Source organism: Mesobacillus subterraneus, assembly GCF_020524355.2.
GTDB classification, from domain to species: Bacteria; Bacillota; Bacilli; order Bacillales; family Cytobacillaceae; genus Mesobacillus; species Mesobacillus subterraneus_C.
In genome coordinates this window covers 3010876-3035992 of record NZ_CP129019.1, presented here as the reverse complement: position 1 = coordinate 3035992, position 25117 = coordinate 3010876, and the positions used below count along the sequence as shown (strand labels likewise).

Below are 25117 nucleotides of genomic sequence, written 5' to 3'. Positions count from 1 at the left end.
GAAGAAGTAAATGAAAAGTATTCGATTATGGTTTATCCAAACGTTCTTGATGATGGCTTTCATAACTTCCCTCATCCTGTTCATCGGCCTGCAAGTCTTTTTATTCCTTGTGCCAGACAGCGGCCTTTCCACTGTAATGACTTTCTGGTTCTGGCTGTATAGCTTTGTCATCATGGGAGCTGCTGGATTTTACTTCAGTATCCGGGGGAGCTATGTAATAAAAGGTCGTCTGGGCGACATCTTGCTATTTATCGCCGCATTGCGCCGAGGCAAATTTACCGAAAGAATCCAAACAGATGAAAAAGATGAGATCGGGCTCATTTCCGAGGAGCTCAATCAGTTATCTGAATACCTCCAGGACCAGGTCCATTCATTGCAGCGGCTTGCAGAAGAAAAAACAGAGCTATCAAAGACGGCAAAGACCGCCGCGACCATGGAGGAAAGACAGAGGCTCGCCAGGGATCTGCATGACGTAGTCAGCCAGCAGCTATTCGCGCTCAGCATGATGTCATCTGCTTCACTAAGATGGTTCGACAAGGATCCAGAGAAGGCAAGGCAGCAGTTAGAGCAAATTTCTGAGATAGCGGGCAAAGCTCAAGGGGAAATGAGGGCGCTTCTTCTTCATCTAAGGCCTGTCCAATTGAGCGGGGAGAGCTTGTGTGAAGGAATCATTAAGTTGATCAAGGAACTGAAGCAAAAAACGAACCTGGCATTCGAAGCTAGTGTCGATGAAATCGAACATCTTTCGCAAGCTGCGGAAGAGCATATATTCAGGATTGTCCAGGAAGCTCTATCGAATATCCTGCGCCATGCTGATGCGACCAAGGTGAAATTGATGCTTACAGAAGAGAACCGATACATTCATCTGTATATCGGTGACGATGGAAAAGGCTTCGACATCCACGAAGAAAAGATGGCATCATACGGCCTTAAGACGATGAGGGAACGGTGTGAACAAATTGGCGGTACATATAATATTCGTTCAAAAACGAATGAAGGAACATATATTGAAATACGGATTCCGGCTTTGAGGAGGGAAGAGTAATGGATAAAATAAGGGTTGTGGTAGTAGATGATCATGACATGGTCAGAAAAGGCATTATTTCCTATTTGGAGACCGAGCCAGCAATCGAGATTGTCGGAGAAGCAGATGGGGGAAAAAAGGCAGTTTCACTTGTAAAGGATACAAAGCCAGAGGTTGTCCTGATGGACCTGTTAATGGAAAATGGCTCGGGGATTGAGGCAACCAGGGAGATCCTAAGTTTTTATCCGGAATGCAAAATCATCATCATCACTAGCTTTTATGACGATGAACAGGTTTTTCCGGCCATTGAGGCAGGAGCATTCAGCTATATGCTAAAAACAGCGTCCGCATCAGAAGTCATCAAGGCGATAGAAAAAGCATCCAGAGGAGAAACTGTCATTGAACCCAAAGTGGCCGATAGGATGATGAAAAGACTAAGGCCGCAGGAGCGCAAACCTCACGATGAACTGACAGAACGGGAGATAGAAGTCCTGAAGTGCATTGGTGAAGGAATGACAAACCAACAAATCAGCGAGGAGTTATTCATAGGTGTAAAAACGGTCAAGACCCATGTTTCAAACATTCTTGGTAAACTCGGTTTATCCGACAGGACTCAGGCTGCGGTTTATGCCAATCGAAACGGTTTGATAAAAACCTCATAAAAAATGGGAGGGTGCCCTTCGGCCCCTCCCATCTTCTATTTTTCTATATAGTATTTCGAAACATAGGATGCACTCTCAAAAATATTCGGTCTGGCATCTATTCCTGCCTCTGTGCCGCGTTTTTTATGTGCATTTTCATAAGCCTTCGATTTTTGCCAGTTTTCGAATGCTCCTTCATTTTCCCAGATTGTCATAATGATGTATGTGTTTGAACTCAAGGGACGCAGCACGCGAATAGCGACGAAACCGGGTTCCTTCTCAATCAGTCTCGGCCTGTTCAAGAATCGGTCTTCAAAGAGAGGCCGACCTTCATCTGTTACGGGGATATTGTTGAAAACAGCGAACCCTTCATGGTCTAGTGAACCAGAGGAATCAATCACTTCGTACTTTCTTGGAGAACTGAACACTGTTTTCTTGCCAGTCTCATGAACAAGGAGCGACGATTGATTATTGTTCATCAATATCATGGTTTCGCCTGAATGCTTCTCTTTCAATTTCAATAAAAAATCTGGAGTTCCCGATGTAATATATAGATTCATATTCTCACCTCATTTTTATTAAAAGTACTCAGCTTCTATTATACAATGTGTATACTGATAAACCCAAGCTATCATCTGTTTTCCCTTTTATAGAGTAACTAAAAGCAAATTTCGTCAAATTTTTAACAATTTAAAGCGTATGCTATGAAATCGGTTGCTAAAAACGATATAGTGTATATAGTTTGTACTTTACATGAAATAGCGGATGATCACGGATACGATTTGGAAAATAGTTGTTTTTTATTTTATTCCTTTTATATTACAATGGAATACAGACATTATTGAAAGGTGGATTTCCCCCAATGAGCAAGATGATTAACGATACATTCTTAAAAGCAGCCAGAGGAGAAAAAACAGATCACGTTCCTGTCTGGTATATGAGACAAGCTGGAAGGTCCCAGCCTGAATATAGAGAAATCAAGGAAAAATATTCATTGTTCGAAATTACGCATCAGCCTGAACTTTGTGCTTATGTGACAAGGCTGCCGGTTGAGCAATATGGAGTAGATGCAGCTATCCTTTATAAGGATATCATGACTCCGCTTCCAGCTATGGGCGTGGATGTGGAAATTAAAACAGGCATCGGACCTGTTATTTCCAATCCAGTAAAATCATTGGCTGATGTTGAAAAGCTGGGTAAGATTAAACCTGAATCAGATATTCCTTACGTGCTTGACACGATTAAGCTTCTTACAGAAGAACAGCTGTCTGTCCCATTGATCGGCTTCTCAGGAGCACCATTCACGCTTGCAAGCTATATGATCGAAGGCGGCCCTTCAAAGAATTACAACAAAACAAAGGCATTCATGTACGCCCAGCCAGAAGCCTGGTTCGCACTGATGGAGAAGCTTGGCGATATGGTAATTACATATGTGAAGTCACAAATCAAGGCTGGAGTAAAAGCTATCCAGATTTTTGATTCATGGGTAGGTGCACTGAATGTCCAGGATTACCGTACGTTCATCAAGCCAGTAATGAACAGGATTTTTTCTGAACTGAAGAATGAAAATGTTCCATTGATCATGTTCGGTGTTGGTGCAAGCCACCTTGCCATGGAGTGGAACGATCTTCCGCTTGATGTAGTGGGATTGGATTGGCGTCTGCAAATTAACGAAGCTCGTGAGCTTGGCATTCAGAAAACGGTCATGGGTAATCTGGACCCTGCGATCTTGCTTGCTCCTTGGGAAGTAATCGAAGAAAAGGCTAAGGCTATCCTTGATCAGGGTATGGCACAGCCAGGTTACATCTTTAACCTTGGCCATGGAGTATTCCCATCCGTTAATCCGGAAACATTGAAAAAGCTGACTGCCTTTATCCATGAGTACTCTGCCTCAAAACTAGGTAAATAGTTTCTATTCTGCTTCAGCGCATTACATTTGGTAAAATGGTCTTGTTTTTGGCAGAATAGATGCTTAGAGACACGAAAAAGAGGTGCAATCATGACAAAGAAAAAAATGGGTTTGCTTGTGATGGCATATGGCACACCCTACAAAGAAGAAGATATTGAACGATATTATACCCATATCCGGCGCGGACGCACTCCGTCACCGGAAATGCTTGAGGACTTAAAACAGCGTTATGAAGCCATTGGAGGAATTTCTCCACTTGCGAAAATCACCGCTCTGCAGGGTGAGAAGCTTGAGCAGCATTTGAACAGCATCCAGGATGAAATTGAATTTAAATTGTATCTTGGGCTGAAGCATATCGAGCCGTTCATCGAGGATGCCGTTAAGCAAATGCATGATGACGGCATTGAAGAAGCAGTCAGCATTGTACTGGCTCCGCACTTCTCCACCTTCAGCGTGAAGTCCTATAATGGACGCGCAAAGGAAGAAGCGGCAAAATTAGGCGGACCTGAAATTGTATCGGTAGAACAGTGGTATGGCGAGTCGAAATTCATCAAGTATTGGTCAGACAGAGTAAGTAAAACATTTGCTGAAATGCCTGCTGATGAGCGCGAGAACGCAGTATTGATTGTTTCAGCGCACAGCCTTCCAGAGAAGATTCTCCAAATGGGAGACCCATATCCTGAACAATTAAAAGAAACAGCTGATCTGATCGCCAAACAGGCCAATGTTCAAAATTACGCGGTGGGCTGGCAAAGTGCAGGAAATACACCTGAGCCATGGCTAGGTCCAGACGTCCAGGACTTGACGAGAGATCTTTTCGAGGCAAATGGATTTAAAGCGTTTGTTTATGTGCCGGCGGGTTTTGTTTCCGACCATCTGGAAGTACTTTATGACAATGATTACGAATGCAAGATTGTAACAGATGAGATCGGAGCCAGCTATTACAGGCCGGCAATGCCAAATACAGAGCCGGAATTCATTGATGCAATGGCAGATGTTATTTTAAAAGAAGCTGTCAACTTAAGATTAGAATGTTTTCGCATTGATTGTGGCTTTCGTACATGTTCTAAAAACCGCATCAATAATGGAATCCTTGCTCTTTTCGAAGAGACTTCTGAATTAAGTTAGTATCCATACATGTTGATAGCAGCAAAGTTTACAAAAAGAACCTCGCTAAAACTACTTAAAGAAGGCGATTTACCTTGATAGAAAAGAAGAGAGTTGTAATCGTAGGTGGCGGCATTACTGGTTTGGCAGCCGCATACTATTTGCAAAAACATGCGAAGGAGAACCAGCTTTCGCTTGATGTGAAACTGGTTGAAGCCTCTCATCGTGTTGGCGGGAAAATGCAAACGTATGTTAAAGATGGCTTTGTAATTGAAAGAGGACCGGATTCTTTCCTGGAAAGAAAAGAAAGTGCAGGACGACTCGCCAGGGAAGTAGGATTAGGTGATAAATTAGTCAATAACAGTACGGGGAAATCGTATGTGTTAGTGAAGGACAAGCTCCACCCAATGCCTGGCGGATCAGTGATGGGGATCCCTACACAAATCGCCCCTTTTGTTACTACAGGCCTGTTTTCATGGCCAGGTAAGTTCCGCGCTGCAGGGGACTTCTTTATGCCGCCTTCCAAGGTGGAAGGTGATCAGTCACTAGGGGAATTTTTCCGCCGAAGGCTTGGCGATGAAGTCGTTGAAAATCTTATCGAGCCCCTGCTCTCCGGTATCTATGCCGGGGATATTGATAACATGAGTCTATTATCTACTTTCCCGCAATTCTATCAGGTGGAGCAGAAATACGGGAGCCTGATTCTTGGCACAAAGAAAACGACTACCACGGCGAAAAAGAAGCATTCTGATACCGGGCAGGCCAGCCAAGAAAAAGGGAATGTTCCTGACGGTAACTTCAGGCTTGCAATCTTTTGTCGATGCCATTGAGTCGAAGCTCGAACCAGGTTCTGTGATAAAAGGGATCAGGGTCGATAAAGTAAGCAAGCAGGAAGACGGTTACCGGGCTAAGGCTGAGCAGCGGGGAAACACTGGACGCAGATAGCATTTTCGTATCTGCGCCACATGAAGCTGCACTGCATATGTTTTCGGACCATGAACATATTTTTGATCCATTCCGCAGCATGCCTTCAACGTCCGTAGCTACAGTGGCGATGGCATTCCCGGAAAGTGTCATAAAAGAAGATATTGATGGTACAGGATTCGTTGTATCGAGGAATAGTGATTATACAATCACTGCCTGCACCTGGACACATAAAAAATGGCCACATACTTCTCCTGAGGGAAAAGTATTGCTCCGTCTTTATGTTGGCAGACCAGGTGACGAGGCAATTGTTGAACTTTCGGACGATGAAATCATTAAAATTGCTCTTGAGGACTTGAATAAAACGATGGATATTCAGGCACAGCCTGACTTTGCAGTGGTTTCCCGATGGAAAGAGGCAATGCCGCAATACACTGTCGGACATAAGATTAGGGTCGCAAACCTGAAGAATGACCTGGCAGGTGAGCTTCCAGGTGTCTTCGTTGGGGGAAGCTCCTATGAAGGAGTCAGCCTTCCAGACTGCATTGACCAGGGAGAAGCCGCCGTGGAAAAGATCCTGGCATTTTTGAAGCTTAACTGATAAAAAACCCTTTTAGGGTTTTTTATTTTGGTTTTCACAGCATACACGCTTGCTATAGTGTAAAATATGTGATAAGTTATTTTCTGACATACTGACCGTTTTACTCATTTGGTCATTTTATAAGGAGGTTATTATGGCAATGGACCGAAGACAGCAGATTATTGATGCCGCCACCAACTCTTTTTCGCTATATGGATATAAGGCAACTACGATTGATCAGGTGGCAAAGCTGGCGAACGTTGGTAAAGGGACAATCTATACCTTTTTCAAAAATAAAGAACAGCTTTTCGATGAAATCATTAACAGTCTGATCAAAGAAATGAAAGTAGTCGCAAATGAGGCAGTAAATCCTGCAGATTCTTTTTATGAAAATGTTCATAGAGCTTTGTATCGGCTGCTGGAGTTTCGTAAAAGACACCAGCTAACCATAAAGCTTTCGCAGGAAGCACGTGATATAGGAACACCAGCCGTTCTGGAGGTTATGGATAAATTAGAATCTGCTATCCTGAGCTCGATTAAAGAGAGAGTAATCCAAGCAGTCGAAAAAGGTGAAATTAAGGAATGTGATCCTGAGATTACTGCTTTCATCATGATGAAGCTTTATATTGCGCTAATCTTTGATTGGGAAAAAAAGAACGAGCCACTTGAAAAAGAAAAAATCTCAGAGTTATTTGAGTTCTATATTTTCAGAGGATTGTCTCAATAAGATAATCCTTATTTCTAGCTTAAAATTGACTAAATGAACAAAATGGTCATTATTTACAACGAGGAGGACAACATGAAAAATAGATTATTTACTCAAGAATTGCTTGCTATTTTCCGAAATAAAAAGCTTCTTATACCAATCATCGCCGTCCTGTTTATCCCAGTCCTGTACAGTGGGATGTTTTTGTGGGCATTCTGGGATCCATATGAACATCTGACAGATTTGCCTGTAGCAGTTGTCAATGGAGATTCAGGTTCAACGATTGACGGAAAGAAGCTGGAGCTCGGGGATGATTTAGTTGGAAAATTAAAAGAGAACCAGGACTTCGGTTTTGAATTTGTGTCCGAAGAAAAAGGGATAAAAGGTCTGCAACAGCAAAAATATTATATGCTGATCAAAATTCCGAAAGACTTTTCTGAGAATGCAACAACCTTAATGGATGAGCATCCAAAAAAGCTTGAACTTGTTTATATGCCTAATGAAAGTTTCAATTTCTTATCAGCTCAGATTGGTGAAACAGCAGCTGAAAGAATAAAAGCTTCCGTCTCTGAGAAGGTTTCTGAAACTTATGCTGAAACCATGTTTGAGAAGATCGGTGAATTGGCAGATGGCCTTGGCAAAGCGAGTGACGGAGCGGCGGATCTGAATGATGGTGCGGTTAAGCTAAAAGATGGAAGCCAGCAGCTTTATGATAACCTGTCCGTTCTCGCGAGCAAATCGATTGAATTCAACCAGGGGATGAATTCTGCTAATTACGGAACAAAAGAGCTTGCAAATGGAGCAGGAAAGTTAGCCAGCGGAATGGGCCAATTGGAGGAAGGAGAAACCAAGCTGGAAGATGCTTCGGGTCAACTTTTGACAGGCCAGGAAGATTTACTTTCAGGAGCTTCGGAAATAAAAGCAGGTATAGATCAAGCGAACAGCAAGATTCCAGCAATGATTGATGGTACAAAACAACTTGAACAAGGATCTGAAAATCTCAGCCAGAACCTGAAAGTTTGGAAAAATGGGGCTGATAATGCGGCCGGTGGAGCATCTCAACTTCATGCTGGCATTCAAGAGCTGCAAAGACAAATGGAGGCGATGGCGCCTGCACTATCAGCAGATTCTTCTAAACAAAATGAGCTTGCTTCTTTTCAAAAGCTAGCCGATGCGCTTAAACAATTGGAAGAAGGCAGTGCCACTCTTGAACAGGGAACTGCTCGGCTCTCAAGCTCAGCAGGTGAACTGGCTGCAGGATCAGAGAAAATATCAGCCGGCTTAAATGAAGTCATAGCCGGTCAAGGTCAGCTGCAAGCGGGAATGTCTCAAATCGCATCTGGCAGCGGACAACTTGAAACAGGTGCTGCAAAGCTGGCAGCAGGACAAGAAGAGTTCCATTCGGGTCTCCAGCTGTTCGGTGACAAGCTGAGTGAGGCAAAAGCGGGTTCTGTTGAGTTGGCGAATGGCAGTTCTAAACTTGTGGGAGGAATGGATCAGCTGGCAGCTGGTTCTGCAGCCATGAAGGACGGAACTGACAAACTGGCATCTGGTGCCGGAGAATTGTCTGAAGGCAACTCCAAGGTAGCAGATGGGACATCAGAGCTTACTGTAAAGCTTAAGGATGGAGCGGAAGAAGCAAAAATCAACCCTAGCCAGGATACCTATAACATGGTGGCGGCACCTGTGAAGCTAGAAAGTGAAACAATCAAATCGGTACCAAACTATGGAACAGGTTTTGCGCCATACTTTTTATCTTTAGGCTTGTTTGTAGGCGCTTTGCTGCTTTCAATTGTCTTCCCGTTAAGGGAACCAGCAGGTGTTCCTTCGAGCGGGGCAAGCTGGTTCTTCAGCAAATTCGGCATATTGGCAGGAATCGGGGTACTGCAGGCACTTGCAGCGGATGTCATCTTACTTTTCGGGTTAGGTTTAAACGTGGAAAGCATTCCGCTATTCCTGACTTTCTCCATTATCACAAGTCTGACATTTATTGTATTGATTCAGTTCCTAGTTACATTGATGGGAGATCCGGGACGGTTTGTTGCTATCGTCATCTTGATCCTTCAGCTTACGACAAGCGCAGGAACTTTCCCATTGGAATTGATTCCAGGATTTTTGCAAAAGTTCAATGCATTATTGCCAATGACATATACAGTGCATGGATTCAAGGCTGTCATCTCGAGCGGGGATTTTGGTTTTATGTGGCAAAATGCAGGAATACTTGCCATTTATTTCTTACTGCTCGCAGCAGGTACAGGCGTATACTTCCACTGGATGTTTAAAAGGAAATTCGCAATGTTAGTTAAATAAGCAAAAAAAGAAGCCAGCCGTTTATATAAAACGAGCTGGCTTTTTACGTGCAGTTTTATCACTGCGGGAAAGGGATTGATATTACACCCGGAAAACCGGGGAAGGAAACGATACAAGCTTTATAGTTTACCAGGGTCCATGCATCCATCGCACTTATTTCCATAGCACTCATGTTGTTCATTAATTACTTCTCCACACTCTGAGCATTGCTTTGATGGTAAATTGCGAAAGAATTCTACGACATTTTCAATCATGCTGTTCCCTCCAATTCAGTTCTTGTTTTGATACAGTTATAGTATTTAATTTATTGTATTATAACAGAGTGAGCAGCGTCAATCATAATTTTCTGAAAATGTTGTTCAAGTGAAAAAATGGGCAAAATGAAGTATAGTGAAAGAAAAAGTGTGATAATAGGAGGGGGAACCTTGAAGCTGAGAGTAGTAGGATTCTGGGGCGGCTACCCGAAAGTCAACGAGGCCAGCACAGGATATTTATTAGAACATGAAGGATTTAAGCTAATGATAGATTTTGGCAGCGGGGTACTTGCGAAACTCCAAAATTTCGTCCAGCCAGAAGAGCTGGATGCCCTGGTGCTGTCACATTACCATCCTGACCATGTCGCGGATATTGGAGTATTACAACATGCCAGGCTAATACAGGGATTTTTGGGCAAAAAGTCGTCCCAGCTTCCGATTTACGGACATGCAGAGGACAAACAGGAGTTTGCAAAGCTTACATATAAAAACATTACAAAAGGAGTCGCCTATGATCCGGCTAAAGAGCTAAAGGTGGGGCCATTCACGATCTCATTCCTCCCTGCGGTTCATCCAGTTCCTTGCTATGCAATGCGAATTGAAGCAGGCGGCAAGTCACTGGTGTATACTGCCGATACTTCTTTTAAGGAAGAGTACATCTCTTTTGCCTCAGAAGTTGACCTATTGCTTTCAGAATGCAACTTTTATGGTAACCAGGATGGCAAAGGTGCAGGACATATGAATAGCTTCGATAACGGGAGGCTTGCTGACGGCGCGGGAGTGAAACAGCTAGTCTTGACCCATCTGCCGCATTACGGGGAGATTGATCAGCTTGTTTCGGAAGCTTCAACAGTATTCAATGGCCGTATTACCCTTGCGAGGGAAGGCCTAGGCCTCGAAATAACCCTATAAAAGGAGAGTCAATCATGTTATTTATTGACAACAAAGGAATCACTGACCCTAGGATTAATCTGGCAATCGAAGAATATGCCTTGAAGAACCTGGATATTAATGAAACATACTTGCTTTTTTATATAAACGAACCATCCATCATCATTGGCAAAAACCAGAATACAATTGAAGAAATCAATACTGAATATGTCGAAAACAATGGCATCCATGTCGTCCGACGATTATCAGGTGGCGGAGCAGTATATCATGACCTTGGTAATTTGAATTTCAGCTTCATCACGAAGGACGACGGAGAAAGCTTCCATAATTTCAGGAAATTTACCGAGCCAGTCGTAAACGCCTTAAGGAAGCTCGGAGTCAATGCGGAGTTAAGCGGCAGGAATGACCTGCTTGCAGAAGGCAGGAAGATATCCGGAAACGCTCAATTTTCGACAAGAGGGCGGATGTTCAGCCATGGTACCTTATTGTTTGATTCAGAAATCGAGAGCGTTGTTTCTGCGCTTAATGTTAAAAAAGACAAGATAGAATCTAAAGGCATTAAATCAATCCGCAGTCGAGTGGCGAATATCTCCGAGTTTCTCTCAGAAAAAGTGACAATCGAGCAATTCCGTTCGCTGTTGTTGAAAAATATCTTTGAGGGACTCGAAGATATTCCTGAGTATGTCTTAACAGAGCAGGACTGGGAAAAAATCCATGAGCTTTCAAAGGAAAGATACCAGAATTGGGACTGGAACTATGGAAAGTCGCCTAAATTCAATCTGCAACACTCACACCGGTTCCCAGTCGGGCAAATTGATGTTCGCTTTGAGGTCAATAAGGGAATCATCGAAAACTGCAAAATCTATGGGGATTTCTTCGGAGTAGGCGATGTCACCGAAATCGAGGACAAGCTGACAGGCATCAAATATGAGAAGTCCCAGATTGCCGGTGCATTAGAAGATGTGGAGATCAAACATTATTTTGGAAATATTTCTAAAGAAGATTTCATTAATTTAATCTACTAACTTACCGAACGCGGTGTTGATGACACCGCGTTTTTATTTATGAATAAAAAAGCATAAAATTTTTGTACTTAGATTAGTGTCCAGCTCCAGCGCCTCGCCCCTCGCCTCGCCTCGCTTCGGTCCTGCCAATGAAGTCAAAGAACGACTTCACTGTCAGACCCTGCAGCGCTTGTCGGGCTGAACGAGGCGCTTGCGCTTTTCTTATATCGAAAGTAAAATTGTTAACATTTCGACATATTTTCCTTGAATCCATAATTTTCTTTCAATATAATATATTTAGAAAACTTTTTACAAAGTTTGGTGATTCTTGTCACCGCAAAGGGGGAAGGGAGTTAATGAATCTTTCATCACAGCTTCATCACACTGCCTCAATGCTGGGCGATAAGCCGGCATATTTTTTCATGGACAAAGCAAGCACTTATGCAGAGCTAGATGCTACAGTAACAAAGTTTGCTTCTGGACTTGAGAAATTAGGGGTAAAAAAAGGCGATCATGTCGCATTGTTGCTTGGAAACTCTCCACATTTTGTCATCGGTTTGTACGGAGCGCTTAGACTCGGTGCAACAGTCATTCCCATCAATCCAATTTACACAGCAGATGAAATCGGATATATCCTGAATAACGGCGATGTAAAGCTTGTCGTTGGGCTTGATCTCATGCTGCCGCTCGCAGAAAAAATGCATCACCATCTGCCAAAGGTCGAACATTTCGTCATCGCCGAGACAGGCCAGAGCCAGATGTCTGAAGAGGCAATGTCCCAGCTTTCTTTAGGTTCAAAGTTGAAACCGTTTACACATGTGGTTGGTTCCGGAGATCTTGGATTCAAGGATCCTGAGCTGAACGATGATGATGTAGCGATCATTCTTTATACGTCTGGAACAACAGGCAAGCCTAAAGGGGCGATGCTTACACACAAAAATCTCTACAGCAATGCAAAAGATGTAAGCGATTACCTTAAAATGAATGAAGATGATAAGGTAATCACGGCCTTGCCGATGTTCCATGTCTTCTGTTTGACAGTTGCCCTCAATGCGCCGTTGATGAATGGCGGAACACTGCTGATTGTTCCTAAATTCAGCCCGGCGGAAGTATTTCGGATTGCCAGGGAGTACGAAGCTACTGTATTTGCAGGGGTGCCGACAATGTACAATTTCCTTTTCCAATATCCAGATGGAAACCCTGAAGACCTGAAATCATTGCGTCTATGCATTTCTGGCGGTGCATCGCTTCCGGTTGCGCTGCTTCAAAATTTTGAGCGTAAGTTCAATGTTATGGTCTCAGAGGGATACGGTTTGTCGGAGGCTTCACCAGTCACATGCTTCAATCCACTTGACCGTCCACGCAAGGCTGGTTCAATCGGGTCTTCAATCGTGAATGTTGAAAACAAGGTTGTCAATGAATTGGGAGATGAAGTAGCTCCTGGTGAAGTTGGCGAATTGATCGTCCGCGGTCCGAATGTTATGGCAGGCTATTATAAGATGCCGGAAGAAACAGCTGCCACAATCAAGGATGGGTGGCTGTATACGGGAGATCTAGCACGCATGGATGATGAAGGCTATTTCTATATTGTAGACCGCAAAAAGGACCTGATCCTGGTAGGTGGATACAATGTTTATCCTCGTGAAGTCGAAGAAGTATTATATAACCACCCTGATGTAGTAGAGGTGGCCGTCCTCGGAGTTCCAGATCCGAACTTCGGTGAAGCAGTAAGATGCTATGTCGTCAGCAAGAATCCAGAACTGACGGAAGAGCAGCTGCTCGACTATTGCCGGGAACACATGGCAAAATACAAGGTGCCAAGCGCGATTGAGTTTCTCGAAGAACTTCCGAAAAATACAACTGGAAAAATTTTAAGAAGAGCGTTGAAGAATCAGGTGTTACAAGGACAATCATCTTAATGAAGAGAGGCAGGCGCCCGTGCCTGCCTCTTTTTCTGTAAATGGAAGGATTTTTACCCATTTGACTAGAATGTGATTGAAGAAGGAGTTGATCAGTATGGGGAACATCAATTTACAACTAGAGGGACATATGGTCATTATCACGCTGAATCGTCCCGACTCATTAAATGCTTTTAATTATGAAACGCTGGGAGAATTACAGCAAGTCATTGAAGAACTCAGGTCAAACCGTGAAGCCAGGGTCGTTATTTTTATTGGAGCTGGTGAAAAGGCATTCAGTGTCGGGGCTGATTTAAAGGAGCGGCGAACTTTGTCTGAAGCGGACGTAAAGCGGAACATATACAAAATCGGCGAGGTCTTCACAATGGTTGACCAGCTTCCACAGCCTACGATCGCTGCCATCAATGGATTTGCCTTTGGAGGCGGCATGGAGCTCGCCCTTGCATGTGATTTCCGAGTTGCTGCATCAGGAACAAAGATGGGATTGACCGAAACAAGCCTGGCGATTATCCCGGGAGCTGGCGGCACACAGCGGCTGCCAAGGTTGATCGGACAAGCAAAAGCACTTGAACTGATTTTGACAGCACGCCGGCTGAAAGCTGAGGAAGCGCTTGACTATGGACTTGTCACAGCTGTCGTAAAAAAAGAAAGCTTGCTTGATGAGTGCATGAAATTTGCTGACATGATGCTGGCAAATGGTCCGGTTGCCCTTCAGCAGGCAAAGTACGCCGTCAAGCAGGGGATGAACGCAGACTTGCAGACAGGACTGCAAATTGAGCGCAAAGCATACGAAGTCACAATCCCGACAGAAGACCGTCTTGAAGCGCTGGCAGCCTTCAGTGAGAAACGGAAGCCAAATTTTAAAGGAAAGTAATTAGAACACGGCAGAGGACGTGTTTTTTGCGTAATTCCATTCGTTTTTCCACCGGAGTTGAGGGACCTCAACTGCCGCATATATTTCATGTTATCTATCAATTTTGCGTTGCGATTAATGGTTTAATCAATAATTCACCCGCATTTTTAAATATTTCAACCACATAATCAATAATTCGCCCACATGTTTAAATAATTCAACCACATTTTTAAAAGATTCTCCCCCTTGTTTAAAATAATTCAACCACTATAATCAATAATACTCCCGCGCCTATAAAAATTTCGCCCGCATATACGAATATTTCGACCAACTGCTTTATTGACATCCTGACAGCCATAAGATTTATAGGAACTGATTATTTCGATAAAAGAAATACTTTTCCAAGGTGCTGGAAGTATGTATAATATATTTTAATTGATTAAAGGGATTTGATTTTTACATAGTGGTAGAAAGGTGGGAAGCGAATGGAAAGCACATTGGTTGTTAAGCAGGCAACAGATTTTAAAAGAGGGATTCAATCGGGTATCAGTATTGCTATAGGCTATATGCCGGTTGCGCTTACCTTTAGCCTGATTGCCAAGACAACGGGGCTTGCACTTAGCGAGACGGTCATGATGAGCTTACTGGTGTTTGCAGGAGCGGCACAATATATATCCTTAAGCCTCCTTGCCCAGGGGATCGGAATCTTTGAGGTCATTCTCACCACCTTTATCGTGAATATCCGCCATTTTCTCATGTCTGCGTCCTTGAATGAAAAAGCTGAAGAGGATAGCGTGGGAGCAAGGATAGGCTATTCATTCGGAATCACGGATGAGACATTTTCAGTTGCAGCGACACGCGAGGGTACAATCAATGCCCGTTATATGTTCGGCTTGAATCTTACTGCTTACTCTAGCTGGGTCGTTTTCTCGGGGATAGGGTTCATCATTGGAGCCGGATTGCCGCAGACTCTTCAGGAAAGCATGTCAGTAGCATTATATGCCATGTTCGTGGGATTACTGGTACCGTCGATGAAAGGCAATGTAAAAGTTGTATATCTTGCCGTACTCGCAGCGGCGTTCAATTCGATTTTTACGATGGCTGAACTCATGTCTCAAGGCTGGGCTATCGTCTTGGCAACATTGCTGTCAGCAATTATTGTAGAGGCAGTAGAAACATTCAAGAAGGGCAGGGGGACAGAAACAGATGAGTAAAGAAATCGTCATCATGATCATAGGTATGGCCGTTGTAACCTACATACCGAGAATGCTTCCGTTTGTGATGTTCCGTGGAAAAGAACTGCCGCCATTCTTGCAGGGCGTCCTGAAAAATGTTCCTTATGCCACTCTCGGTGCGCTGATCTTCCCTGCAATCCTGTTTATTCAGGAAGATATCTGGTATGGGCTCATTGGGGCTGCCGCAGCATTTATTGTTGCTTTTATGGGGGCGAATGTCATTGTTGTCGTCATTGGCTCCATCTCCGTTTTGACTTTATATTCTTACTTTTTCTAGACCTGCGTCCATGCGGGTCTTTTTCTTTTTGCACGGGAGGTTGGGCCGGAAAATTAGTCATCGCGAAATGCAACTGAGGATAAACGGGCTGGCCAGATGATATAAAAGAATGAAATATTGACAAGATGACGGAATACATTATAATTAACTTTATTAATTCCGACTAAACTAATGTGTTTTATGAGAATAGGGTGGTTAAATTGTTTATAGACATCATTAATGTACACAAACAGTATGGAGACAAAAATAATCACCAGGTTGATATTTTAAAAAATATTAATCTAGGAGTGAATAAAGGTGAATTTGTCTCGATTCTGGGTCCATCCGGATGCGGTAAATCGACGCTTCTTTCAATCGTGGCTGGACTGACACCGGCAAGCAGCGGAGAAATTATTGTCTCTGGCAAAAAAATAGATAAACCAGGCAAGGACAGAGGGATGGTTTTCCAGCAGGCAGCGCTGTTTCCATGGCTTAACGTCCTCGAGAATGTCCTGTTTCCGCTTAAACAGGAAATGCCGAAGAAACAGGCAGAAGAGGAAGCAAGAAAGCAATTGCAAAAGGTTCAGCTTAGCAAATACCTTTCCCACTATCCTCACGAGCTATCAGGAGGAATGCAGCAGCGGGTGGCGATAGCAAGGGCGCTTGCGATGAATCCGGAGATCCTTTTGATGGATGAACCATTCGGTGCTCTGGATGAACAAACGCGTTCACGGCTCCATGAGCAGCTTGAGACCATTTGGGCGGAAACACAGAAAACAATCTTGTTCGTCACTCACAGCATCTCTGAATCCATTAAGCTATCAGACCGGATCATAGTGATGGGAACGAAGCCAGGGGTGATTCTTAAAGATATTAAAGTAGAGATTCCAAGGCCGCGCCATGAGCATAAAAAAGAGATGGTGGAACTGGAAGAATATATTATGAGTTATCTGAAGAAGGAGATCGACAAAGTCATCAGGGAGGAGCTTGCAGATGAATCCACACCTTAAGAGAATCATATTTTTCACAGCAGTCATTGCTTTTTGGTATACCGGAAGCAAGCTGGAATGGTGGATGCCAATCATTCTCCCGTCTCCGGAAAAAGTCCTGGAGGCACTGGTCACGGGATTCGAGGATAAAACCTTGATTTATGATCTGATCGCCAGCTTCAAACGGCTCGCGATTGGTCTCGGTCTCTCCCTGGTAATCGGAACTGGACTTGGGGTCTTGCTTGCCAAATCGAAAACGGCGGATGAAACACTGGGAACGGTCGTCCTTGCGTTTCAAAGTGTACCGAGCATTGTATGGCTGCCGCTCGCAATTATGTGGTTTGGCATGAACGAGAAGGCTGTTATTTTCGTGGTGGTTCTCGGAGGAACATTTGTGATGACACTTAATATCAGAGTGGGCATTAAAAATGTTTCACCTTTATTTATAAAGGCGGCAAAAACGATGGGAGTGACCGGCTGGAACTTATACAAAAGAGTTATTTTTCCAGCAGCGATCCCTTATGTGGTAACCGGCTCAAGGCTGGCATGGGCATTTGCCTGGAGGGCCCTGATGGCAGGGGAACTTTTAAGCACGGGACCAGGACTCGGCTATACGCTCCGTTACGCCTCGGATTTTGGCAATATGGGGCTCGTGATTGGTGTCATGATTATTATTGCTGTCATTGGAACAATTGTAGACCAGTTAATTTTCCAGCGTATCGAAAAATCGGTGCTTAATCGCTGGGGACTTGATTCTTAAAATAAGGAGGAAAAATTAATGAAAAAGGCTATCTTAATTTTAACAATGTTGTTTACAGCTGCGATGGTACTCGCCGGGTGCGGTTCAAGCGGTTCATCGACAACGTCAGCAGGCAAGGAAAAAATCGTCATCGGCTACTTCCCGAACATCAACCACGTACCCGCAATGATAGCAAAAGAAAAAGGATACTTTGAGCAGCAGCTTGGCGATGGAACTACGATTGAGTATAAAACATTCGCTGAAGGCGGTTCTTTCATGACTGCCCTGAAAACGGGTGAAATTGATGCTGGCCTTGTAGGACCAGGACCGGCGATGAACAATTTCTCAACTGGTGCTGATGTGAAAATCATCGCTGGCGCATCCACTGGCGGTACAGTGGTATTGGCTAGAAAAGGAGTCGAGATCAACTCAGTTGAAGACTTCGCAGGCAAGACATTCATTACACCAGGAGTAGGCTGCACACATGATGTTCAATATGAAACATACCTTGAAGCAGAGGGAATCACATCACAACGAATCGGCGGAACAATGAAACATCTTACTGGCCAGCCGGCACAATACGCAGCAATGCTGAAGTCAGGCAAGGTGGATATCGCAGTAGCACCTGAACCATGGGCTGCGGTAATTGAAAAAGAAACAGGAGCAGAAGTCGTCATCGGATGGGATGAAGTTTCCTTCGGCGAAACACTTCCTGCATCCGTAATGGTCACTTCCGGAAAATTGATCGAGGAAAAACCAGAAACTGTCCAGAAGATTATTGACGCACATAAAGATGCTGTGAAATTCATTAACGAAAACCCAGCTGAAGCACAGGAAATCACGATTAAAGACATAAAAGAAACAACAGGGCAAGAGCTTGAAAAGGATGTAGTCGAACTGGCATGGGGGCGAATTGGTTTTACCCATGAAGTCGATGCACAGGCAATCCAGGAATTCTCAGATTCATCTTACGCATTGAAGTTCCTTAAGGATAAGCCAGACTTCAAAACCTTGATTGACCGCAGCTTTCTAGATTAAAACAAAAGGGTATCAGGAATTTTCCTGGTACCCTTTTTGCTGTTAAAAGCAAATTGCTGAATAAGCGGATTCAAGTGGAATTTATGAATTACGGCAACCAAATCGCAGTTAAAGGTGATTTAGGTCATTCAAACAAGGAACATCTGCCCGAGAAGCGGAGGAGCAGAAGATTTCGGTAACATGTTGGAGGAACTTGTGCCCGAAAAGTGGAGGAACAGAAGATTTCGGTAACATGTTGAGGGAACTTGTGCCCGAAAAGCGGAGGAGCAGAAGATTTCGGTAACTTGTTGGAGGAACTTGTGCCCGAGAAGCGAAGGAGCAGAAGATTTCGGTAACATGTTGAGGGAACTTGTGCCCGAGAAGCGGAGGAGCAGAAGATTTCGGTAACATGTTGGAGGAACTTGTGCCCGAAAAGTGGAGGAACAGAAGATTTCGGTAACATGTTGAGGGAACTTGTGCCCGAGAAGCGGAGGAGCAGAAGATTTCGGTAACATGTTGGAGGAATAAGTGCCCGAGAAGCGGAGGAACAGAAGATTTCGGTAACATGTTGAGGGAACTTGTGCCCGAGAAGCGGAGGAGCAGAAGATTTCGGTAACATGTTGGAGGAACTTGTGCCCGAAAAGTGGAGGAACAGAAGATTTCGGTAACATGTTGAGGGAACTTGTGCCCGAGAAGCGGAGGAACAGAAGATTTCGGTAACATGTTGGAGGAACTTGTGCCCGAAAAGTGGAGGAACAGAAGATTTCGGTAACATGTTGAGGGAACTTGTGCCCGAGAAGCGGAGGAACAGAAGATTTCGGTAATATGTAAGAAGAGCATTTTCACCTGCCCTCAATAACTTGTTCTATTTTTAGGACAAAGGATTAAAATAGTTATAGACATGGTTGTACGTAAAGGGGGAGAAGCTATGGCGAGGAAGATGGGTTTTTATGGTGTGATCGCCTATGTGCTCTATGGTTTCGCGGTTTACTGGTACTTATTTTATTTTGCAGATACGAATCTTCCATTTGAGTTTGAAGGTTCGAGGGCTGATCCGGCAACATTTTTGAACGGAAGGGAATTAATGCTGAGCGAGGAATACTCAAAAGTTAGAAATTTATTATTCTTCCTGTCGACACCCTTTGAATGGCTGTTTTACTTTTTGATTTTACTCCTGGGACTTTCAAAAGCTTTTAAGAAATGGGGAGAAGAGACGGCGAAGAATAAGTATGGTCAAACAGCAATTTATTTAATTTGGCTTTCATTTTTTGCTTACATCGCGACTTTCCCTCTAAGTTACATCAGTTATACGCTCTCTAAGACCTATAATATATCCACACAGTCATTTGCCTCATGGATGAAGGATGAGTTGATTGATTTCTGGGTCAATTATGCCATGATGTTCGTGATTGTCATAGTCCTTTACTGGCTGATGAACAAGTTTAAAAGGTTCTGGTGGCTGTTTGCCTGGATGCTGTCTGTACCGTTCACTTTGTTTATCATGTTCCTTCAGCCTGTTGTGATCGACCCGCTGTACAATGATTTTTCCCCGCTGAAAAATAAAGAGCTGGAGGCAAAAATCCTTGAGATTGCGGGGCAGGCTAATATACCGGCTGATCATGTATTCGAAGTGGATATGGCTGAAAAGACAAATGCTCTGAATGCCTATGTGGCGGGAATTGGTTCGAATTCAAGGATTGTTCTATGGGATACGACTCTGAACAGGTTGAACGATGACCAAATTCTGTTCATAATAGCCCATGAAATGGCCCACTATGTGGAGAAACATTTATATATCGGAATCGCCGGTTATCTGGTCCTTTCTTTGTTCGGTCTGTACTTTGTTTCAAGATTGATGAATTTGGCAATCAAGCGGTGGGGAAAGGAATTTAAGCTAGAGCACCCTGGTGATTTAAGGTCGCTTCCGTTGTTCCTGATGTTCCTTTCGATGATCATGTTTGCTGCAAGCCCGGTTTCCAATCTTGTGTCCCGCTATCAGGAAACAAGGGCTGACCGATATGCGATTGAAATGACGGACAACAGTGATGCGGCGATTTCTGCTTTCCAGGAATTGACGAAATCGGGCCTTAGCCAGGTAAATCCTCCATGGCTGGTGAAAGTTTTCCGATACGGACATCCAACGATGCTGGAACGGATTTCAAGACTCGAGGATTATGAAGTAGAGAAAAGAAATGCACAGGAAGACGAATATTAAGGAAGAAAGCCCTCAAAATGAGGGCTTTCTTTTTTGGAATTTTTAAAGAGTCCAATGACCTTCCAGCACCTGAGTGCAAAATCGAGCATTCAAGTCAATGCAATTCGAGCTTATATAAAAATATCTCAATTAATTTTTTCGAAAGCTGTCTTTATTTGAAAATAATAAAATATCCCCTATATAGGGGATATCACTCATCTAAGTGCCGAATTGTTTGTTGAGATCTTTCAATTCTTCCGTCAGAGTTAAAAACAGGATTTTGTCTTTTTCATCGATTGCTTTATCAATTTTCGTCATCAATTTTTCTTTCCTGGTATTCAGCTGAATTTCGGAAATAAGCATGTCAACATACAGGTCCAGAACAAAAGATTCCTTGGCTTTAATGCGTTTCATCACACTGGCCTTCATGATTTCAGAATACGGTTTTTCTTTCACTGACCTCACCTCTTAGACCTTTTTTATATTATATGGATTATTGAAAAGATAATCAACTAAATTTTTATAATTTTTAGAAAATTTATATTCGGACACAAATTGTGGCTAAAAATAAAACTTTTTCTGTAAGTAAAGAAAATTTCAACACTTATGGTAAAATAGGGTATAAGGTATTATAGGAGGTGAAGGAATGACAGGAAACACAGGAAACACAGGAAACACAGGAAACACAGGAAACACAGGAAACACAGGAAACACAGGAAACACAGGAAACACAGGAAACACAGGAAACACAAGGAACTTAGTCGAAGAGTACGAAATAAATCCTTTTACCATGATAATTATTCCTGAAGAATACGGCAGCAGGGTTTACTCCAGGGTGATCGAGCTGGAGGAGGAGTATTTATCCCCATTCAGACCAATAGATATTATCAAAAAAAGCTGCAAGTATTTTGGAAGCAGCTACGAAGGCAGAAAGGAAGGAACGAAACAGCTTACCGGGATCACCCATAAAACCCCCATCATTGTCGACCCTATAAGCTCCATATATTTCATGCCTACAAGCTCGCCTACAAAACCGGACTGCATATGGGTTTCACATGAGCATGTATTATTCCATAAGAAGGTGGACTCCCACAGTACACAGGTTACCTTCAGGAATAAGAAATCCATGATTCTGCCAGTATCCCATCATTCATTTGAAAACCAACTGCTAAGGACATCCCTGCTGCGCACCAAATTCATGCAGCGGATGAAAGAAACCGAACGAAAAGCACTATACCTTCTTCATGGTCCAAGGTTCAATGATTCACAAGGATATCCTCATGCCAGTCTCGTCAGTGAGGTATATAGGGATTAATCAAGGAATCCGGTTCTTATCCGGATTCCTTTTCAATGGCTGTCCAGAATTATTAAATGATTTTATATAAAGTTTTCTAAATCCAGCTCCAGCGTCTATCCAGTTTTCATCCCTGAAATTGCTTCCCGGAGTATCTTGCGAGAATCGTTAGCTTTGAGCAGCTCGAGTCGTTTGTCTAGCTGCGGCTCCTAACTCCTCGAGACGCTTGTCTAGTGTCGCCTCCTAGAAACTCCGAAACTTCAACTCCGCCGGCAGAAGCAAAAAGCGCTTCTTTGTCGGAGTCTCCAGTTTCTCCGTTTCTGGGCAGTCGGCTATACATTTCGGTTACGGTCCTGCCAATGAAGTCAAAAAGCGACTTCACTGTCAGGCCCTCCAGCGCTTGTCGGGGCAGAACGAGGCGCTTGCGTTTTTTGTGCTGTCTTAAACCGCTTGAATAGGTAGTGGATCATCAATTCCTGGACTTTGTTGCGGATGCGGGGATTGAAGTAGTTATGCTGTTCTTCGTAGCCTTTATAGATGAAGAGGAACATGGTGAAGGCGTCATCTCGTTTTACTTCTTCAACCTTAAGGTTATTCTTTTTGAGGTAGCTTTTCACTATGGCGAGTTCTTTCTGGACTGCTTTCATTGTTTCTTCAATTAGCTCCAAATAAGGCTTCTTCAGTTTAAATGGACTATTTTCAACGACAGAAAGGTCCCGATTGAGCACGACCAGTACCATCGGCAAATAGATGGCCTGCTCCATAATATCGCGGTCTTTGTCAGGAATCCTTGTCATTTTGCTCTATCCCTTCAAAATAAAATAAGAACACTTGTTCGTAATTATCGTACTGGATTTTGAGGAGAATTTCAAGAGGGGTAAAAAATTTTCCTCCCACTATCATCTTCTCCAAAAAAAAAGGAAACTTGCAGTGCTGGTGGGTTGTTGGCTTTCTTCAGAAAAACATTGAAGTAAAAGCAGGAGATTTATTTCTGTTATCGAAATATAAAGGAAACAATTTACTTTGGAAGGATGGCTCTCGAAATGGAAAAACGATTTATTAAAGCTGAAGATTTATTTGAATTAAAGTCCGTTACGGACCCTCAGTTATCACCAGATGGAAAGAAGTGTGTATTTGTCCAGACAGAGATGCTGGGGATAAAGAATGATTATGCCTCTAATTTATACATAATTGACATTGGAGAAGGCGGCGAGCCGAAGCAATGGACTTACGGTGAAGGTCGCAACCATTCCCCAAGATGGTCACCGGATGGAACGAAGCTGGCTTTCGTTTCGAACCGCAGCGGCAAGAACCAGATATTTGTGCTGGATGCTGCTGGCGGCGAAGCAAGGCAAGCTACTGATTTCAGGAATGGTGCGAATGGTCCCGTCTGGTCTCCGGATGGAGAAAGGATCGCCTGCTCCGTATCCTTGAAACCTAATGAAGATTTGCTTGCAAAAGAGGAGGAAAAGAAGGATGAAGGGAAGCTTGAACCGTTCGTAGCACAGGAAATGAAATATAAATCAGATGCAGCTGGGTTCTGGGACGGAAAATACAAGCAGACAGACATCGTGAATCTTACAGATGGCAAGGCTGAATTAGTGGCAAAAGGCGAATCAGACTACCTTCTGCAGTGCTGGTCTCCTGACGGCAAAAGTCTCGTTTTGGCGGCTGATGAGTCACCTGAACGCGACTTTTCGTTCAAAAGTGATTTATGGCTGATGGATATCGGAACAGGGCACAAAACTAAGCTCACAAACGGTAATGGGTACTTCGGCAATGCAGTTTTCTCACCTGACGGAAAATACCTTGGCTATACTGGGCATGAGAGAGAGTTTGAGAATGCAACGTTAACCCAGGTTTGGATACAGGAGCTCGAGACTGGAAATATCCAATGTGTCACAGAGAATATGGATATCCTTGTTGGAGACGCTGTTGCTGCAGATTTCCATCAGGGAGCTCACAGCCCTGGATTGATCTGGGGGGAAGATAGTGAGAGCTTCTATTTCCTTGCGACCGACCAGGGAAATACTGCTTTATACTTTGCAAACCTTGCTGGGGAAGTGTATCCAGCACTTCTTGATGAGCAGCATGTATATGGGTACACACTGGACCGTAAAAACCAGAGAATTGTCGCAGCGATCAGCAATCCAGTTCTCCCGGGGGAACTGTTCCAGCTTGAGGTGACCACTGGAGAAATAAAACAACTGACCTCTGTAAATGAAAAGGTTATGGAGTCGGTCACTTTATCGCGGCCAGAGCAAATATCTTTCGAGGCCAGTGACAGCACACAATTAAATGGCTGGATCATAAAGCCGGCCGGATATGAAGAAGGTAAGAAGTATCCGCTCATTCTCGAGATTCATGGGGGACCGCATGCCATGTATGCTAACTCGTATTTCAATGAGTTCCAGGTCCTGGCGGCAGAAGGGTACGGAGTCCTCTTCATTAATCCACGCGGCAGCCATGGCTACGGGCAGCACTTCGTCAATGCTGTGAGAGGTGATTATGGCGGCGGAGATTACCAGGATGTGATGGACGCGGTCGAGTACGCGCTGGAGAAATACGATTTCATTGATAAGGATCGGTTAGGAGTGACCGGCGGCAGCTATGGCGGATTCATGACAAACTGGATAGTCGGACACACTGACAAATTCAAGGCAGCCGTCACTCAGCGTTCTATATCAAACTGGATCAGTTTTTATGGCGTCAGTGACATCGGGTATTATTTTACAGAATGGCAGATTCAGGCTGACCTAAGCGATCTTGAAACATTGTGGAAGCATTCACCTATCGCCTATGTGGATAAGATCAATACACCATTATTGATTCTTCACAGCGAAAAGGACTATCGCTGCCCAATCGAACAGGCAGAACAGCTATTCATCGCCTTGAAGAGACAGGGAAAAGAAACGAAGTTTATCCGATTCCCAGAATCCAACCATGAGCTCTCAAGAAGCGGAAAGCCTAATCTCCGTCTAGCCCGCTTGGCATCAATCGTCGATTGGTTCAATAGCCATTTGTAAAAAAAATCAAACTAATACCCGCGGCATGAGCTATGCCGCGGTTTTATTTTTGAAAATTTCTCCAGATAAGTTTAAGTTTAAGGTTATAGGTAAAGAAGGAAAATAGTAATAATGTGCTGCTTTACTATCCATATTGTTAATCAACCAGACCGACATGAATCAAAACATCGCAAAAGCAACAAGTTAACAATAATGACTTAATAAATTTTAATTTTCATCAATACTTATAAATCGGAAGGGTTTTT

Annotated in this window: 22 protein-coding genes and 2 pseudogenes; 19 read left to right on the top strand and 5 right to left on the bottom strand. The window is 43.6% G+C overall.

All coding sequences use genetic code 11. The features are described 5' to 3' along the window. Positions 1–10 precede the first annotated feature (10 nt). Together LC048_RS15765 and LC048_RS15760 are read left to right on the top strand one after the other, a co-directional pair. On the top strand, positions 11–1045 hold the full coding sequence (locus LC048_RS15765) for a HAMP domain-containing sensor histidine kinase (protein WP_226599982.1): 1035 nt from the start codon (positions 11–13) through the stop codon (positions 1043–1045). Continuing rightward, positions 1045–1686, top strand: a complete 642-nt coding sequence (locus LC048_RS15760) for a response regulator (protein ID WP_226599983.1) — start codon at positions 1045–1047, stop codon at positions 1684–1686. Before LC048_RS15765 ends, LC048_RS15760 begins: the two co-directional genes overlap by 1 nt. A 35-nt stretch (positions 1687–1721) precedes the next feature. Here LC048_RS15760 and LC048_RS15755 read toward each other — a convergent pair whose 3' ends face one another. Next, the gene (locus tag LC048_RS15755) at positions 1722–2225 is read right to left on the bottom strand and encodes an antibiotic biosynthesis monooxygenase family protein (RefSeq protein ID WP_226599985.1); all 504 of its coding nucleotides are present in this window, start codon (positions 2223–2225) and stop codon (positions 1722–1724) included. A 302-nt stretch (positions 2226–2527) separates the two neighbouring features. On the opposite strand from LC048_RS15755, the gene hemE reads away from it, so the two are divergent. The 5 genes and pseudogenes from hemE to LC048_RS15730 all read left to right on the top strand — a co-directional run bounded on the left by hemE (position 2528) and on the right by LC048_RS15730 (position 9201). After that, positions 2528–3574: a uroporphyrinogen decarboxylase gene (gene hemE, locus LC048_RS15750; RefSeq protein ID WP_226599987.1), complete on the top strand. Its 1047-nt coding sequence runs from the start codon at positions 2528–2530 to the stop codon at positions 3572–3574. Positions 3575–3664: 90 nt separating this feature from the next. Then, positions 3665–4585: pseudogene (hemH, locus tag LC048_RS15745) on the top strand (ferrochelatase); the annotation flags it as partial. Between the two features lie 194 nt (positions 4586–4779). After that, a pseudogene (gene hemY, locus LC048_RS15740) lies at positions 4780–6206 on the top strand (protoporphyrinogen oxidase). Between the two features lie 133 nt (positions 6207–6339). Beyond that, on the top strand, positions 6340–6912 hold the full coding sequence (locus LC048_RS15735; RefSeq protein WP_226599994.1) for a TetR/AcrR family transcriptional regulator: 573 nt from the start codon (positions 6340–6342) through the stop codon (positions 6910–6912). A gap of 72 nt (positions 6913–6984) precedes the next feature. Further along, complete coding sequence (locus tag LC048_RS15730) at positions 6985–9201, top strand: YhgE/Pip domain-containing protein (protein ID WP_226599996.1); 2217 nt, start codon at positions 6985–6987, stop codon at positions 9199–9201. Between the two features lie 119 nt (positions 9202–9320). Here LC048_RS15730 and yhfH read toward each other — a convergent pair whose 3' ends face one another. After that, the gene (gene yhfH / locus LC048_RS15725) at positions 9321–9455 is read right to left on the bottom strand and encodes a protein YhfH (RefSeq protein WP_226599997.1); all 135 of its coding nucleotides are present in this window, start codon (positions 9453–9455) and stop codon (positions 9321–9323) included. Between the two features lie 171 nt (positions 9456–9626). Between yhfH and LC048_RS15720 the strand changes: the two genes are divergently transcribed. From LC048_RS15720 to LC048_RS15675, 10 genes are all read left to right on the top strand, one after another. Continuing rightward, positions 9627–10367, top strand: coding sequence for an MBL fold metallo-hydrolase (locus tag LC048_RS15720; RefSeq protein WP_306048037.1), 741 nt, complete (start codon positions 9627–9629; stop codon positions 10365–10367). A 14-nt stretch (positions 10368–10381) separates the two neighbouring features. Next, a complete protein-coding gene (locus tag LC048_RS15715; protein ID WP_226600009.1) occupies positions 10382–11371 on the top strand; it encodes a lipoate--protein ligase in 990 nt (329 codons plus the stop codon). A 335-nt stretch (positions 11372–11706) separates the two neighbouring features. Continuing rightward, the gene (locus LC048_RS15710) at positions 11707–13269 is read left to right on the top strand and encodes a fatty acid--CoA ligase family protein (protein ID WP_226600011.1); all 1563 of its coding nucleotides are present in this window, start codon (positions 11707–11709) and stop codon (positions 13267–13269) included. Positions 13270–13366: 97 nt separating this feature from the next. Further along, complete coding sequence (locus LC048_RS15705; RefSeq protein WP_306048035.1) at positions 13367–14143, top strand: enoyl-CoA hydratase-related protein; 777 nt, start codon at positions 13367–13369, stop codon at positions 14141–14143. 464 nt (positions 14144–14607) lie between these two features. Continuing rightward, positions 14608–15336 carry an AzlC family ABC transporter permease gene (locus LC048_RS15700; protein WP_306048033.1) on the top strand — a complete coding sequence of 243 codons (729 nt, stop codon included), beginning with the start codon at positions 14608–14610 and terminating at the stop codon, positions 15334–15336. Then, entirely contained in the window at positions 15329–15634 is a 306-nt protein-coding gene (locus tag LC048_RS15695; RefSeq protein ID WP_226600017.1) for an AzlD domain-containing protein, read from the top strand. The genes LC048_RS15700 and LC048_RS15695 overlap by 8 nt, the downstream gene beginning before the upstream one ends. Before the next feature lie 200 nt (positions 15635–15834). Then, entirely contained in the window at positions 15835–16623 is a 789-nt protein-coding gene (locus tag LC048_RS15690) for an ABC transporter ATP-binding protein (protein WP_226600019.1), read from the top strand. Continuing rightward, a complete protein-coding gene (locus LC048_RS15685; RefSeq protein WP_226600028.1) occupies positions 16607–17362 on the top strand; it encodes an ABC transporter permease in 756 nt (251 codons plus the stop codon). Before LC048_RS15690 ends, LC048_RS15685 begins: the two co-directional genes overlap by 17 nt. Positions 17363–17380: 18 nt before the next feature. Further along, complete coding sequence (locus LC048_RS15680) at positions 17381–18379, top strand: aliphatic sulfonate ABC transporter substrate-binding protein (RefSeq protein ID WP_226600031.1); 999 nt, start codon at positions 17381–17383, stop codon at positions 18377–18379. Between the two features lie 907 nt (positions 18380–19286). Then, positions 19287–20573 (top strand): M48 family metallopeptidase, encoded by a 1287-nt coding sequence (locus LC048_RS15675; protein WP_306048030.1) that lies wholly within the window; start codon positions 19287–19289, stop codon positions 20571–20573. A gap of 198 nt (positions 20574–20771) precedes the next feature. Here the strand turns inward: LC048_RS15675 and LC048_RS15670 are convergent, their stop codons facing one another. After that, on the bottom strand, positions 20772–21008 hold the full coding sequence (locus tag LC048_RS15670) for an IDEAL domain-containing protein (protein WP_226600052.1): 237 nt from the start codon (positions 21006–21008) through the stop codon (positions 20772–20774). A 190-nt stretch (positions 21009–21198) separates the two neighbouring features. Here LC048_RS15670 and LC048_RS15665 point away from each other — a divergent pair, with 190 nt between their 5' ends. Beyond that, complete coding sequence (locus LC048_RS15665; protein WP_226600053.1) at positions 21199–21867, top strand: competence protein ComK; 669 nt, start codon at positions 21199–21201, stop codon at positions 21865–21867. Positions 21868–22042: 175 nt separating this feature from the next. On the opposite strand, the gene LC048_RS15660 is transcribed toward LC048_RS15665, so the two are convergent. After that, complete coding sequence (locus tag LC048_RS15660) at positions 22043–22228, bottom strand: hypothetical protein (protein ID WP_226600054.1); 186 nt, start codon at positions 22226–22228, stop codon at positions 22043–22045. Continuing rightward, positions 22212–22643 (bottom strand): YhjD family protein, encoded by a 432-nt coding sequence (locus tag LC048_RS15655; RefSeq protein WP_226600055.1) that lies wholly within the window; start codon positions 22641–22643, stop codon positions 22212–22214. Before LC048_RS15655 ends, LC048_RS15660 begins: the two co-directional genes overlap by 17 nt. A gap of 246 nt (positions 22644–22889) precedes the next feature. On the opposite strand from LC048_RS15655, the gene LC048_RS15650 reads away from it, so the two are divergent. Continuing rightward, on the top strand, positions 22890–24872 hold the full coding sequence (locus LC048_RS15650; protein ID WP_226600056.1) for a S9 family peptidase: 1983 nt from the start codon (positions 22890–22892) through the stop codon (positions 24870–24872). Positions 24873–25117: the final 245 nt, after the last annotated feature.

Bases quoted from the DNA above. Each gene is read 5' to 3' on its own strand.
- yhfH (WP_226599997.1), bottom strand. From the start codon at position 9,455: ATGATTGAAAATGTCGTAGAATTCTTTCGCAATTTACCATCAAAGCAA.
- LC048_RS15735 (WP_226599994.1), top strand. From the start codon at position 6,340: ATGGCAATGGACCGAAGACAGCAGATTATTGATGCCGCCACCAACTCT.
- LC048_RS15655 (WP_226600055.1), bottom strand. From the start codon at position 22,643: ATGACAAGGATTCCTGACAAAGACCGCGATATTATGGAGCAGGCCATC.
- LC048_RS15665 (WP_226600053.1), top strand. From the start codon at position 21,199: ATGACAGGAAACACAGGAAACACAGGAAACACAGGAAACACAGGAAAC.
- LC048_RS15680 (WP_226600031.1), top strand. From the start codon at position 17,381: ATGAAAAAGGCTATCTTAATTTTAACAATGTTGTTTACAGCTGCGATG.
- LC048_RS15715 (WP_226600009.1), top strand. From the start codon at position 10,382: ATGTTATTTATTGACAACAAAGGAATCACTGACCCTAGGATTAATCTG.
- LC048_RS15710 (WP_226600011.1), top strand. From the start codon at position 11,707: ATGAATCTTTCATCACAGCTTCATCACACTGCCTCAATGCTGGGCGAT.
- LC048_RS15765 (WP_226599982.1), top strand. From the start codon at position 11: ATGAAAAGTATTCGATTATGGTTTATCCAAACGTTCTTGATGATGGCT.
- LC048_RS15685 (WP_226600028.1), top strand. From the start codon at position 16,607: ATGAATCCACACCTTAAGAGAATCATATTTTTCACAGCAGTCATTGCT.
- LC048_RS15705 (WP_306048035.1), top strand. From the start codon at position 13,367: ATGGGGAACATCAATTTACAACTAGAGGGACATATGGTCATTATCACG.
- LC048_RS15695 (WP_226600017.1), top strand. From the start codon at position 15,329: ATGAGTAAAGAAATCGTCATCATGATCATAGGTATGGCCGTTGTAACC.
- LC048_RS15700 (WP_306048033.1), top strand. From the start codon at position 14,608: ATGGAAAGCACATTGGTTGTTAAGCAGGCAACAGATTTTAAAAGAGGG.
- LC048_RS15650 (WP_226600056.1), top strand. From the start codon at position 22,890: ATGGAAAAACGATTTATTAAAGCTGAAGATTTATTTGAATTAAAGTCC.
- LC048_RS15760 (WP_226599983.1), top strand. From the start codon at position 1,045: ATGGATAAAATAAGGGTTGTGGTAGTAGATGATCATGACATGGTCAGA.
- LC048_RS15755 (WP_226599985.1), bottom strand. From the start codon at position 2,225: ATGAATCTATATATTACATCGGGAACTCCAGATTTTTTATTGAAATTG.
- LC048_RS15730 (WP_226599996.1), top strand. From the start codon at position 6,985: ATGAAAAATAGATTATTTACTCAAGAATTGCTTGCTATTTTCCGAAAT.
- LC048_RS15675 (WP_306048030.1), top strand. From the start codon at position 19,287: ATGGCGAGGAAGATGGGTTTTTATGGTGTGATCGCCTATGTGCTCTAT.
- hemE (WP_226599987.1), top strand. From the start codon at position 2,528: ATGAGCAAGATGATTAACGATACATTCTTAAAAGCAGCCAGAGGAGAA.